The sequence below is a fragment of the Marinifilum breve genome (assembly GCF_003202155.1).
Taxonomy (GTDB): Bacteria; Bacteroidota; Bacteroidia; order Bacteroidales; family Marinifilaceae; genus Marinifilum; species Marinifilum breve.
Map to the genome: position 1 here is coordinate 149,286 of NZ_QFLI01000005.1, position 13,033 is coordinate 162,318.

Genomic DNA, 13,033 nt, shown 5'->3' on the forward strand with positions numbered 1-13,033 from the left:
TACATTTTTAAATGAGATCAAAAAACTCATACAAAAGAATCGGCAATCATTAAATGATTGCCGATCAAATTATCTTACTCTTCAAGTTTCGATTCAAACTTTTTTAAAGCATATCTTACAGCTTTATAGCTTACATATATTAAGAGTGGCCAAGTAAAAAGCCATATTATTGATGATAAATACATGATTCTTTATTTTTAGTACAAATGATCTTCATTTCTCAATTCTTCCAAATCTAATTTTTTATTATTGATTGCCCTCCAAGCCCAAACAATATAGGCAATTACGAAAGGAACCATTAGGGATACATAGCTCATTGCCGTTAAAGTGTAATGCGATGATGAAGCATTCTGAATGGTTAAGGAAGATTGCAAATCAGCATTAGATGGATAAAAAGCCGTATTGTTAAATCCTGCCAACAAGAAAAGTGCAAATACTACCAGAATTGTACCACCGCCGGTAAACCAAATTCCTTTGGTATATTTTTCTACTAAATATGATTTAATCAAACCAAACAACACCAAAACAACACCTACCAAAAATAAAATCAACACCAATGGCATGGCCAAAAAGTTATGCAAATATTTATAGGCTTCCTTGCTTACAATTCCCGTTTCTGCATCAACTGCAAAACCATCCATTACCAACAAGCGAATTGCAAAAAATAAGAAAACCACAAGAAAAGGTATTCCACAATACAACAATTGCTTTCTCGATCGGTTAAAAATTGCTTCATGTTCAATATGATTCATGAAGTATAAGCTTCCCAACAAACGCGCCAGGAAGAAAACAGTTAATCCCAAAGCTACATTGTGTAAGTTTAAAACTGCCTCTAATCCACCATATGGATTTGCCCATCTTGATTGATTCAATTCATTAACGGTAAATTCTGCTCCATTAAAAAATGTTCCTACAGCTGTTCCAATCAAAATTGTCCCAAGTAAACCATTAATAAACAAGAACACTTCAAAAGTTTTGGCTCCCCAAACATTTGATGGTTTAGAACGAAACTCATAAGCTACGGCCTGAATAATAAAACAAAAAAGAATAGCCATCCAAACCCAATAAGCTCCACCAAAAGAGGTTGAATAAAACAATGGAAACGAAGCAAACATGGCTCCTCCGAATGTAACTAAGGTAGTAAATGTAAATTCCCACTTACGGCCAAGGGCATTAATTAAAAGCGTTCGTTCTTCATCGGATTTTCCCAATCGGTATATTAAAGTTTGACCTCCTTGAACGAACATTAAGAAGACCAAAATACTTCCTAAAAGTGAGTCAATTACCCACCAATATTGTTGTAATGCTAAATGTGATAAATTTTCAAACATGATTAATGCCCTCCATGATTAGGTCCAAGTTTTATTTGTTTCAACATGATTTTAATCTCAGCAATTAATAATCCTGTAAAAACAGTCAAAAACAAAAAGAAAGTGATCTGAACAGATGTTGTATCGATATTTGATACTGCAGTAAGAGTAGGCATCAGATCTTGAATCACCCATGGTTGACGTCCCATTTCTGCAACAATCCATCCACTTTGTGATGCTACATAAGCCAATGGTATACTCCAAATTGCAGCACGTAAAAACCATTTATTATTCACAATCGACTCCTTATAAACGAACAATAAAGCCAATGTAAAAAGCAGTAGAAACCACATTCCCAATCCAACCATAATGTGGAAACTATAGAATGTTATTGAGATTGGAGGTACGGTATTGTATGGATCATCGAAATAGCCATATCCAAAATACTTAAAGTTCTCTTTCAATTCATTCAGGGAGGTTTGTGCCAAAGTAGCATCCTTATCTTTCTGAGCTTGTTTATAGTCTTTAAGAGCATGAATAGCCTTCCGTCCCATTTCTATTTTGGTCGTTACCGAAGGATGAACAACTCCATCGTTATCAGTAAAACCATTGATCACATCATTTACTCCGGGAACAAAAGCATCGCCGTCCATATAAGCCATATAGGAAAGCAGGTTTGGAATTTCCAGCTTAAAATTAAAGTCCTTCATGTTGTCGTTTCCATTTTCTGAAGTAGACGACATTATACCAAAAGCTACCAATCCAGCGCCTTTCGAACCATCATATAAACCTTCCATAGCTGCAAACTTCATAGGCTGATCGCGAACAATTTCACGTGCTGAATTGTCACCGGTCATAACTGTAAACAATGAAGTGATTAAACCAAATACAGCTGCAACCACAATACTTTTCTTGGCAAAAGCTATATTCAATTTCTTCAACAGGTACCATGCACTTACACCAATTACAAAAATTGCCGCTAAAGTATACGCCGATGAGATGGTATGTAAAAATTTATTAACTGCTGTTGGAGAAAAAAGAACATCCCAAAAATTCACCATCTCGTTTCTAGCAGTATCAGGGTTAAATTTCATCCCCACTGGATTTTGCATCCAACCATTGGCAACCAAAATCCATAAAGCTGAGAGATTTGATCCTACTGCAACCAACCATGTTGATATAAGGTGAAACTTCTTGCTTACCTTATTCCACCCAAAGAACATCACGGCAATAAAGGTAGACTCCATGAAAAATGCCATAATACCTTCTACCGCCAAAGGAGCTCCAAAAATATCACCCACAAACCATGAATAATTCGACCAGTTGGTACCAAACTCAAATTCCAAAATAATTCCGGTAGCAACACCAATTGCAAAGTTGATTCCAAATAGTGTCATCCAAAACTTTGTGATCTTTTTCCATTCCGGATTTCCGGTTTTCACATAGATGGTTTCCATTATTGCTATAATGAAAGCCAAACCTAGTGTCAATGGCACAAATATCCAGTGATACATTGCTGTTAAAGCAAATTGAGCTCTGGACCAATCGACCAATGACATGTCGAAGTTTTCAATCATATTACTATTTTTTAGGATTAGTTAATTGTTCAATCACGTAATCACCGCGATCCTTATCGTTAGTATATTTTGTTTTTAGAAAATTTGGAAAAAAGAATAGCTTCAAAACAAAGAACATAATAAATAACTTCAAGATGATTATCAACCATACTTGCCTGCTCCATGATTTTTGCCCAGCAAATCCTTCGTAATAAAACTTCCATATTTTTTTAAGCGACAACAGTAGTTTCATAAACACTTCCTCATTTAATGCTTTGTTAAACGATTGTAATTCACATCACAAATAAAAGATGTTTTTATCTTTTATTATTTATCAATAAACTAGTCAAATGTATATTATATTCCTAAGCATTCAAGCACAACCCGATAGATACTTTTTATAATAACATTTAAAAAATCAATAAACATTTAATAAACAGGCAATTGCCCTAGCGTGAAATATCTCACATCTACCTATTAATCTTGATTTTAGAACTAAGCAAAATCTGTTTTTCCATCTAAATAGGCATAAGGCAGAATATTTCACTAAATGTTAGCTGACAACTCCATTAATAACTCCAAACTCTAATAACAATCTAATATTCTGAACATTAGAGTCGATGCATTATAAAACGAATTAAAATAATAAAAACGCTTCCATCCATCATTAAGCTATAATGCAACATCAGGATTTCGATATATTTCTTTATATTTGAGATACAACGCAAACGTTGGTGAAACATAAAAAAATTAAACAAAAAGCCTTTAAGGTCAGCAAAATCAAGAGTTGCCCATTCTTATTTAGAATGATTTTAAAGAGTTGCCATTATACTCAATTGTTCCGCCTAATTAGAAGGTATAATTGATATTTTATTTGAAAACTAACCTTAAATCATAATGAAAGAAGAAACGTCAAACAACAGCAGAAGAAAATTCCTGAAAAGTTTTGGTATTTCAGTTGGTGCTGCAGGTGTTGTTAGTAGCTTTTCTCTAATTGGAGCAGCTAAAGCAGCAGCAAAAAAACCAGCAGAAATGGTGAATTTGCTTACACAAGATGGACAGCTTGTGCAAGTAGACAAAAATCAATTGCGACCTACGGTTAATGAACCTCTTGATGAACTTCAAAAAAGAGGTCGTGAAGGTATTCCTGGAAAATCATTTGTAATGGTGATTGATTTGAGTAAGTGTAGAAATGCAAGAAAATGTATGGATGCTTGTCAGAATCACCACCAATTAAGAGCTGATCAGCACCATATTAATGTACTTCAAATGCAAGATGCTGAACACACAGCTCCTTACTTTATGCCAAAACCTTGTCAGCATTGCGACAATCCTCCTTGTACGAAGGTTTGTCCAGTTGATGCAACTTTCAAGCGTCAGGATGGTATTGTTTTAATCGACAATGAAAGATGTATTGGATGTAGATTCTGTATTGCAGCTTGTCCATATTCTGCTCGTATTTTCCAATGGACAGAACCAAAGGATGCCGAAAAATACAAAGATCTTACCTATAACATTGAAGCCAACGTTCCACAGAAAAAAGGTACAGTTAGCAAGTGTTTATTTAGTGCAGACAGATTGCGCGAAGATAAATTACCTTCTTGTGTGTCTGCTTGTCCGAATGGTGTATACTACTTTGGTGATCAAAACGAAGATGCCGTTACCAATGGAACTACTGGTGAAACAGTTCGTTTCTCGAAATTAATTGAAGAAAATGCTGGTTATACTTTAATGGAAGAATTGGGAACCAAACCAAGAGTTTACTATCTACCTCCAAAAAACAGAGCATTCGAGTTTAATGGCGATTTGCTAAACGAGGAAAATCTTCACTAGAATATCAATAAACAATAGATAATTATTTGCCCTAAATAACTAAATCTTATGAATGACTTACCTAAACAGAAAGAAACTAATCTTTCGTTTGAAAAAATAAAAAAAGACATTCTACATCCGATGCAAAACCATAAAGGTCTTGAACTTTGGATTGTATTTTTGATAACAGTAATCAGTGTTTGTGGTTGGGCCTATTACATCCAATTAAAAGATGGATTAGGTGTAACTGGAATGCGCGATTACGTTTCGTGGGGATTGTACATTGCCAACTTTGTGTTCTTTGTAGCGGTTAGTTTGGTTGGAATGTTAATTTCCTCAATTTTAGGATTACTCCGAATTGACTGGATCACTCCTATTTCCAGAATTGCCGAAATAATAGCCGTTGCCTTTGTGGCAGTAGCAGGTTTGGTAATTGTTTTGGACATGGGTCGACCAGACAGAGTCTTAAATGTAATGATTCATGGTCGTTTTCAGTCGCCAATTCTTTGGGATGTAACGGTAATCACTACTTATCTAACAGTAAGTGCTTTGCTACTAATCTTGCCAATGATTCCCGATTTGGCAATCTGTAAAAAAGAATTAACCAAGGCTTCTCCTATTATGAAGAAGTTGTACAATATTCTTTCTTTAGGATATATCAATACACCAGCTCAGCACAAGCACCTTCACAAAATGATTCGAACTTTAATGGTTCTTATTGTTCCAATTGGTCTTGCAATTCATACCGTTACATCGTGGTTGTTTGCAGCAACACTTCGAAATGGATGGGATACTACTATTTTCGGTCCTTATTTCGTGGCTGGCGCATTCGTTGCAGGTTCTGCAGCCTTAATTATTGCCATGTATTTCTTTAGAGTAAACTACAAACTACAGGATTACATTACCGATTTGCAATTCGACAAAATGGGTAAACTCCTGGTAGCAGTTTGTTTGGTGTACTTGTATTTTAACCTGAATGAATTTTTGGTTCCAGGTTATAAGATGAAAACTGGTGATGACATTCACCTGAAAGAGTTGTTCTATGGAAATTGGGCAATCATGTTCTGGGCTTCACAATTGTTAGGAAACATTATTCCTATTATTCTATTGGTGAACAAGAAATTTAGAAAGCCTTTACCAATCATGATTATTTCACTATTTGTTTTGGCTGGAGCTTGGTTCAAGCGTTATGTAATTGTAATTCCTACAATGCTTCACCCTCATCTTCCAATTCAAAATGTTCCTGAAAATTTTGTGCATTACTACCCTTCAGCGATCGAAATTTCGGTTACTGTTCTAAGTTTTGCATTGGTACTACTTATTATCACGGTACTTTCTAAAATTTTCCCTGTTGTACCAATTGTTGAAACAGCAGAGAGCAAAGGAATTGAAGTTAAAATTGAAGCCTAAACAATAAGAATCATGAAGAATACAATGAAAAATATAGCTGCTTTGTTCCTGATTTTTGTTTTCTCAGGCTCAGTGGTAAATGCACAAGGTTGGACTGTTCCAGCTTCTGCAAAAAAGAAACAAAATCCTTACGAGGCTACTTCTAAAAATATTAGCTCTGGTAAGAAAATATATAATATTCAGTGTAAATCATGTCATGGCGATCCAACCATGGCTAATATGCTTCCTTTAGCACCTGTAGCTCCAACCGATTTAGGAGCTCAAAACTTTTTGATACAAAGCGATGGAGAAATTTTCTACAAGGTAAATAAAGGTCAAGGTGCAATGCCAGCTTTTGAAAAAACCATTAGCGATGAAGACAAATGGATGGTTATTGCATTTTTAAGATCGTTTGACAAGAACAAGAAGGTGAAACAACAGGTCGCTGAAGTTAAAAATCCTGAAGTTACTGATGTTAAACTTGAATTAAACGTTAATGAAGCCGACAAAACAATGTTGGCCAAATTAAGTGGTGTTACCAAAAAAGGAAAACGTGTTGGATTGCAAGGAATCGAAATGAGTTTTTTGGTGAAAAGAAGCTTCGGATACCTTGATGTATCAGGTGAAGATCCATACACAAACGAAAGCGGTGATGTTCAAATTCAGTTTCCTAAAGATCTTCCTGGCGACAGAGAAGGACAAGTGAATATGCTTGTGAAAGTAACTGATGATGCATTCTATGGTAACCTTGAGGAAAAAAGAGTTGTAACTCTTGGTGTTCCTACCGATCCTGTAAATCCACTTGATGAAAGAGCAATGTGGGGAACAAGAGCAAATGCTCCAATCTGGATTATTGTGACTTTTGTAGGTGGTGTTTTGGCAATCTGGAGTGTAATCTTCCTGGTATTGTTCCAGATGATTAAACTACCAAAATTGGCGAAAAGCAAAGACTAATTTGTTTCTTCACTTTCTTCCTTTTGGGATTTTGAAGGTCTTCCCAACTTGTAAAGAAGATATCCAATACCAACTAGAAAGTGAAGAGCGGTTATCGCAACAACGATATAAATTAAACTTGAATCTGTTCTCATAGTCAGAATTTAAATTACGCTCTGCAAGATGGCAAATATGCAGCAAGAAACAAAAAATCAAATTTGTGTGCACTGTGGCGACGACTGTGGCAAGCATCCTGTAATGTGGGATGGCAAACCCTTTTGTTGCAATGGTTGTTCCACTGTATACCAGCTTTTGCATGAGAATGAGCTTTGTTCGTACTACGATTTTGAATCCAATCCGGGAATTAAAATAGAGAGTGGTAAGTTCAAAGAAAAATTTGCATTTCTGGATGAAGAGGAGATTGCTAATCAGCTATACGATTTCTCCGAAGGAAATATCCGAAAGCTAAGCTTATACATACCTGCTATTCACTGTAGTTCTTGTATTTGGTTGCTCGAAAATTTAAATATTCTGAATCAAGGGGTATTAAAATCGATGGTCAACTTTGTAAAGAAAGAAGTAAGTTTAACCTTCGATTCTGATCAAGTTAGCATTCGTGAATTGGCAGAATTACTTTCTTCCATTCACTATGTGCCTGAAATTACTTTAGACAAGCTTCAGCAAAAGCAGAACAAGGATGCCAATAAAAAATTGCTTTACAAAATAGGTATTGCAGGATTTTGCTTTGGAAACATCATGCTTTTGAGTTTGCCAGAATATGTACCAGGAAATGAATATTTGGAAACACATTTCAAGAACTTCTTTGGAATGATGAATTTCTTCCTGGTGCTTCCGGTATTTCTGTATAGTGGTAATGATTACATGATTTCAGCTTACAAAGCAATCAAACATCGTTTTGTAAATATTGATGTTCCAATTTCATTGGGAATTCTAACCTTGTTTATTCAAAGTTCATTTGAGATAATCTCTGGAACTGGTGCTGGATATATGGATTCCCTTACGGGCCTGATCTTTTTCCTTCTGATTGGTAAATGGTATCAAAACAGAACATACCAGGCTTTATCTTTTGAGAGAGATTATCGCTCCTATTTTCCTGTTGCTGTTAGCAAAATGGAAAATGGACAGAAAGTAAGCACGCCAATTGAGAAATTGAAAAAAGGTGATATCATTCTGATCAGAAACCAGGAGTTGATTCCTGCAGATAGTATTCTGACCAAAGGAGATGCTCAGATTGATTATAGTTTTGTAACAGGGGAATCGAAACCCGTTTTTAAAGAAGCTGGCGATCAGATTTTTGCTGGTGGAAAACAAATGGGTAGTGCCATTGAACTAACCATCGAAAAAGATGTGGTTCAAAGCCGATTGACTCAGCTCTGGAATCAATTTGATGAAGAAAATAGTGAAGCCTCAAAACTGAATTCATTAATTGACAGAATCAGTAAGCACTTTACTCTAATCATTATTGCAATTGCAGTATTAAGTGGCATTTACTGGCTATTTAATGATACCAGCAAAGCCATTTTTGCATTTACATCTGTATTGATTGTAGCTTGTCCTTGTGCATTGGCATTATCAGCTCCATTTGCTTTGGGCAATACCATGCGATTAATGGGACGATTGGGAATTTATTTGAAAGGTTCTCATGTTGTTGAAAAATTAAATGCCATTACGAGTATTGTTTTCGATAAAACCGGAACCATCACCCAATCTGATGAAGTAAAAATTTCTTTTGAAGGTGAAAAGTTGACTGCTGAAGATTATATAGCAGTAAAATCTTTAACCAGACATTCAACTCATATCTTAAGCTCATCAATTTACGATCATCTAAAAGATATAAGTCCGGAGAATGTTGAGGATTATCATGAGCTTCCTTCTATGGGAATATCTGGTAAGGTAAATGCACGTGAGATCAAACTGGGATCAGCAAAATTCATTTCAGAAGGAATTTCAGAAAGTAAATCTCTAACAACAGAAGTTTATTATTCGGTTGATGGAAATGTGAAAGGTCACTTTACTTTAAGCAATCAATACAGATCAGGTTTATCAGACTTGATTAAAAATTTATCATCGAAATACGATTTGCATGTTCTTACCGGCGATAATGATGCTGAAAGAGAAAATCTGGAAAAGATTTTCCCAGCCTCATCTAACCTTCGTTACGATCAATCGCCAAATGACAAGTTGGAATATATCAACCAACTAAAAAAGGAAGGCAAAAAAGTATTGATGATTGGTGATGGATTAAACGACGCCGGAGCATTAAAGTCAAGTGATGTGGGAATTTCAATTGCTGATGATGTTTACCATTTTTCACCTGCATGCGATGCGATTTTGGAATCCTCAAAATTCTCTGAATTGACTCGATTCTTGTCGATCACTAAGAAGAGCATTTGGATTGTAAAATTAAGTTTCTTGCTTTCGTTTATGTATAACTTTGTTGGACTTTACTTTGCCATACAGGGAATTTTATCTCCTATTGTTGCGGCACTGTTAATGCCAATTAGTTCCGTTTCGATTGTGGCTTTTACAACCATCACAACCAATTTGATTGCAAAAAATAAAGAGAAAAATAAAATATATAAAGAGAAGAATAGAATGGAAACATATCAAACCTCCAATTCTGTTCAATTGAATTAGTATAAACCAGCTAGAAGCTTTAAGCTAATAGCTAACAACTTTAGAAACATGAGTGTCTTGTTCGTTTTAATCGGTGTGAGTATGCTAGTGGCAGGAGGATTCCTAATTGGATTTCTATGGGCCGTTAAAAAAGGGCAATACGATGACTCCTACTCTCCTTCGGTAAGAATTTTATTCGAAGACAAAGAGAAGAAGGCAGAAGAATTATTAGATCTAGAAAATACAGCAAAGAAGAACCATAAATCTTAAATTTAATGGAAACACAACATTTTTCGTACGATAACAAAATCGTTAAATATTTTGCCTACGCAACCATTCTTTGGGGTGTAGTCGGAATGTTGGTAGGGTTATTGGCAGCCTTGCAGCTTGCTTTCCCTGTTTTTAACTTTAATTTGGAATACACCACTTTCGGACGTATTCGTCCAATCCACACCAATGCGGTAATTTTTGCATTTGTTGGGAATGGTATTTTTGCCGCAGTATACTATTCGTTGCAGCGATTACTAAAAGCCAGAATGTTTAGCGATAAACTAAGCTGGGTTCACTTTTGGGGATGGCAGGCAATTATTGTTTCTGCAGCCATAACTTTCGTACTTGGTATTACTACCAGTAAAGAGTATGCCGAATTGGAATGGCCAATCGATATCGCAATTACCATTATTTGGGTGGTATTTGGATGGAACATGTTTGGTACAATTCTAAGACGTAGAGCTGATCACCTTTATGTTTCCATTTGGTTCTACATCGCAACCTTTGTAACTGTTGCAGTACTTCACATTGGTAACTCAATCGAGCTTCCTTATAGCTGGATTCAGTCATACCCGGTTTATGCTGGTGTTCAGGATGCATTGGTACAATGGTGGTACGGACACAATGCCGTGGCATTTTTCCTAACCACTCCTTATTTGGGATTGATGTACTACTTTTTGCCTAAAGCGGCAAATCGTCCGGTATACTCATATCGATTGTCTATTATTCACTTCTGGGCATTGGTATTCCTTTATATCTGGGCTGGTCCTCACCACTTGTTATATACTGCGCTTCCTGATTGGGCTCAATCATTAGGAGTTGTATTCTCAATCATGTTGATTGCTCCTTCGTGGGGTGGTATGTTCAACGGATTGCTTACGCTTCGTGGTGCTTGGGATAAAGTTCGTGATAGTGCAACATTGAAGTTCATGGTGGTTGCCGTAACCGCTTACGGTATGTCAACTTTCGAAGGTCCAATGATGTCATTAAAATGGGTGAACTCATTAACTCACTATACCGACTGGACAATTGCTCACGTTCACATTGGAGCAATGGGTTGGAACGGATTCCTAACTTTCGGTATGCTTTACTACCTATTCCCTAAAATGTGGAAGACAAAGTTGTATTCGGAAAAATTGGCGAATGCTCACTTCTGGATGGGAACCTTAGGTATGATTTTCTATGCATTGCCATTGTACTGGGGAGCTGTAGTTCAAACCTTAATGTGGAAAGAATTTACTCCTGACGGATTATTGGCTTACCCTAACTTCCTTGAAACGATTACTCAAATTCTTCCAATGTATCACGTACGTGTACTAGGTGGATTATTATACTTTGCAAGTTTGTTCTTGATGGTTTACAACCTGTTCAAGACTGCTGCTTCAGGTAAATGTGCAGATAATGAAGAAGCATCGGCTCCTGCATTACATTCACCTAAAAAACGTGAAAAAGGTGAAGGTTTACACCGTTGGTTAGAGAGAAAACCAGTTCAGTTCATGGTACTTTCTACTGTGGCAATTTTAATTGGTGGTGCTTTCGAGATCATTCCAACATACTTGATCAAATCAAATGTACCAACCATTGAAAGTGTGAAACCATATACACCACTTGAGTTACAAGGTCGCGATATTTATATCCGCGAAGGATGTAATACGTGTCACTCTCAAATGGTTCGTCCATTCAGATCTGAAACGGAACGTTATGGTGAGTATTCTAAAGCTGGTGAATTTGTATATGATCATCCACACCTTTGGGGATCGAAACGTACTGGTCCGGATTTGGCTCGTACCGGTGTTCCTGGTGGCAAAATGTACAAGACCAATGTATGGCATTACAACCACATGTTGGATCCTCAGAAAATGAATGCACAATCAATCATGCCTAAGTATCCATGGTTGATAAAAGATGAGTTGGACATTTCAGATACTCCAGCGAAGATTAGAGCGATGACCACACTTGGAGTTCCTTACGATGAAGCTCCATATCCTGCTAATTACGATCAGGTGGCAATCGATGATTTGAAAAAACAAGCCCAAGAAATTGCTGCTGATCTAAATGCAAATGGAATTGATGTTACAAGCGACAAAGAGATTATTGCTTTGATTGCATACCTACAGCGTTTGGGTAGAGATATATCAGTAAAAGAATAAAAAGTTAAGAGGTTAGTCCCCCTTTGAAGGGGGATACAGGGGGATGTTCAAACACTCCCCTAAATCCCCTATCAAGAGGGGACTTCAAAAACATCTCTTCTAAATAATAAAGAATATGAAATTAGTTAGTCATTACTTACAAGGCATATCAGATGTGGGATTCTTTCCAAGTATCTCATTACTGATTTTCTTCCTGTTTTTTGCAGGAATGGTTTGGTGGGCTTTTAAGAAAAGTAACAAGGCCTATTTCGTTCAAATGGAAAGCTATGCTCTTGATGAAGATGATACGGATTCTTCAAAAATAAATAATAATTGACCCTAAATCTATACCAATGGATAACGATAAATATATTGAAGAAAACAAGCACCTGATTAGCGATCACGACTACGATGGCATCAAAGAATTGAATAATCCAATGCCAAAATGGTGGCGATACTTATTCTACGCAACCATTGTGTTTTCGGCAGTTTACATTTTCCGCTATCATGTATTCGGAGATGATTTGCAAATTGCTGAATACGAAAAAGAAATGGCAATTGCAGAAGCTAACAAACCAAAACCTAAGTTTGATGAAAATGCATTGGTTTTAATGACAGATGCAGACAATCTTGCCAAAGGAAAAGAAATCTACGACAAGAACTGTATAGCATGTCACGGTGCAGTTGGAGAAGGAAATGCAATTGGACCAAACCTTACCGACAAATACTGGATTAATGGAGGTACTTTGCAAGATGTTTACCAAATTATTAAGGTAGGTAAACCACTAAAAGGAATGTTAGCATGGCAAAACCAACTTTCGCCTGTACAAATGTTACAAGTTTCGAGTTACACAATGAGTTTAGTAGGAACTAATCCTCCTAATGCAAGAGAAGCTCAAGGCGAACTAGTAGAATAAATATTAAGCGACAAGTTTCAAGTTACAAGCTTCAAGAATATGAACTTGAGGCTTGAGACTTGAGCTTGGAGCTATTTCAA

At 36.4% G+C, this 13,033-nt stretch carries 12 protein-coding genes; 8 read left to right on the forward strand and 4 right to left on the reverse strand.

Going from position 1 to position 13,033, the window contains the following annotated elements; genetic code table 11:
- Positions 1-197 precede the first annotated feature (197 nt).
- The 3 genes from cydB to DF185_RS12565 are packed head-to-tail and all read right to left on the reverse strand — an operon-like array spanning position 198 to position 3,119.
- Complete coding sequence (gene cydB / locus DF185_RS12555; protein ID WP_110361099.1) at positions 198-1,331, reverse strand: cytochrome d ubiquinol oxidase subunit II; 1,134 nt, start codon at positions 1,329-1,331, stop codon at positions 198-200.
- Between the two features lie 2 nt (positions 1,332-1,333).
- Complete coding sequence (locus tag DF185_RS12560) at positions 1,334-2,887, reverse strand: cytochrome ubiquinol oxidase subunit I (RefSeq protein WP_110361100.1); 1,554 nt, start codon at positions 2,885-2,887, stop codon at positions 1,334-1,336.
- Between the two features lie 4 nt (positions 2,888-2,891).
- Positions 2,892-3,119 (reverse strand): DUF4492 domain-containing protein, encoded by a 228-nt coding sequence (locus DF185_RS12565; RefSeq protein WP_110361101.1) that lies wholly within the window; start codon positions 3,117-3,119, stop codon positions 2,892-2,894.
- 644 nt (positions 3,120-3,763) lie between these two features.
- Between DF185_RS12565 and DF185_RS12570 the strand changes: the two genes are divergently transcribed.
- Genes DF185_RS12570 through DF185_RS12580 form a run of 3 tightly spaced genes read left to right on the forward strand, consistent with a single transcriptional unit; the run spans position 3,764 to position 7,021 of the window.
- The gene (locus tag DF185_RS12570) at positions 3,764-4,699 is read left to right on the forward strand and encodes a 4Fe-4S dicluster domain-containing protein (protein ID WP_110361102.1); all 936 of its coding nucleotides are present in this window, start codon (positions 3,764-3,766) and stop codon (positions 4,697-4,699) included.
- Positions 4,700-4,747: 48 nt separating this feature from the next.
- Entirely contained in the window at positions 4,748-6,088 is a 1,341-nt protein-coding gene (nrfD, locus tag DF185_RS12575) for an NrfD/PsrC family molybdoenzyme membrane anchor subunit (RefSeq protein ID WP_110361103.1), read from the forward strand.
- Between the two features lie 12 nt (positions 6,089-6,100).
- Complete coding sequence (locus tag DF185_RS12580; RefSeq protein ID WP_110361104.1) at positions 6,101-7,021, forward strand: c-type cytochrome; 921 nt, start codon at positions 6,101-6,103, stop codon at positions 7,019-7,021.
- Here DF185_RS12580 and DF185_RS23605 read toward each other — a convergent pair.
- Positions 7,018-7,155, reverse strand: a complete 138-nt coding sequence (locus DF185_RS23605; protein WP_165836028.1) for a hypothetical protein — start codon at positions 7,153-7,155, stop codon at positions 7,018-7,020. The two genes, DF185_RS12580 and DF185_RS23605, sit on opposite strands and share 4 nt — an antisense overlap.
- 37 nt (positions 7,156-7,192) lie before the next feature.
- Between DF185_RS23605 and DF185_RS12585 the strand changes: the two genes are divergently transcribed.
- The 5 genes from DF185_RS12585 to DF185_RS12605 all read left to right on the forward strand — a co-directional run bounded on the left by DF185_RS12585 (position 7,193) and on the right by DF185_RS12605 (position 12,953).
- Complete coding sequence (locus DF185_RS12585; protein ID WP_110361330.1) at positions 7,193-9,658, forward strand: heavy metal translocating P-type ATPase; 2,466 nt, start codon at positions 7,193-7,195, stop codon at positions 9,656-9,658.
- A gap of 48 nt (positions 9,659-9,706) precedes the next feature.
- Entirely contained in the window at positions 9,707-9,907 is a 201-nt protein-coding gene (ccoS, locus tag DF185_RS12590) for a cbb3-type cytochrome oxidase assembly protein CcoS (protein ID WP_054717010.1), read from the forward strand.
- 5 nt (positions 9,908-9,912) lie between these two features.
- On the forward strand, positions 9,913-12,057 hold the full coding sequence (gene ccoN / locus DF185_RS12595; protein WP_110361105.1) for a cytochrome-c oxidase, cbb3-type subunit I: 2,145 nt from the start codon (positions 9,913-9,915) through the stop codon (positions 12,055-12,057).
- Between the two features lie 115 nt (positions 12,058-12,172).
- Positions 12,173-12,373 carry a cbb3-type cytochrome oxidase subunit 3 gene (locus DF185_RS12600; protein WP_110361106.1) on the forward strand — a complete coding sequence of 67 codons (201 nt, stop codon included), beginning with the start codon at positions 12,173-12,175 and terminating at the stop codon, positions 12,371-12,373.
- A gap of 16 nt (positions 12,374-12,389) precedes the next feature.
- The gene (locus DF185_RS12605; protein WP_110361107.1) at positions 12,390-12,953 is read left to right on the forward strand and encodes a cbb3-type cytochrome c oxidase N-terminal domain-containing protein; all 564 of its coding nucleotides are present in this window, start codon (positions 12,390-12,392) and stop codon (positions 12,951-12,953) included.
- Positions 12,954-13,033 lie beyond the last annotated feature (80 nt).

Coding starts and splice junctions, on each gene's coding strand:
- DF185_RS12565 (WP_110361101.1), bottom strand. CDS start 3,119: ATGAAACTACTGTTGTCGCTTAAAAAAATATGGAAGTTTTATTACGAA.
- cydB (WP_110361099.1), bottom strand. CDS start 1,331: ATGTTTGAAAATTTATCACATTTAGCATTACAACAATATTGGTGGGTA.
- DF185_RS12600 (WP_110361106.1), top strand. CDS start 12,173: ATGAAATTAGTTAGTCATTACTTACAAGGCATATCAGATGTGGGATTC.
- ccoS (WP_054717010.1), top strand. CDS start 9,707: ATGAGTGTCTTGTTCGTTTTAATCGGTGTGAGTATGCTAGTGGCAGGA.
- DF185_RS12560 (WP_110361100.1), bottom strand. CDS start 2,887: ATGATTGAAAACTTCGACATGTCATTGGTCGATTGGTCCAGAGCTCAA.
- ccoN (WP_110361105.1), top strand. CDS start 9,913: ATGGAAACACAACATTTTTCGTACGATAACAAAATCGTTAAATATTTT.
- DF185_RS12570 (WP_110361102.1), top strand. CDS start 3,764: ATGAAAGAAGAAACGTCAAACAACAGCAGAAGAAAATTCCTGAAAAGT.
- DF185_RS12580 (WP_110361104.1), top strand. CDS start 6,101: ATGAAGAATACAATGAAAAATATAGCTGCTTTGTTCCTGATTTTTGTT.
- DF185_RS23605 (WP_165836028.1), bottom strand. CDS start 7,155: ATGAGAACAGATTCAAGTTTAATTTATATCGTTGTTGCGATAACCGCT.
- nrfD (WP_110361103.1), top strand. CDS start 4,748: ATGAATGACTTACCTAAACAGAAAGAAACTAATCTTTCGTTTGAAAAA.
- DF185_RS12605 (WP_110361107.1), top strand. CDS start 12,390: ATGGATAACGATAAATATATTGAAGAAAACAAGCACCTGATTAGCGAT.
- DF185_RS12585 (WP_110361330.1), top strand. CDS start 7,193: ATGCAGCAAGAAACAAAAAATCAAATTTGTGTGCACTGTGGCGACGAC.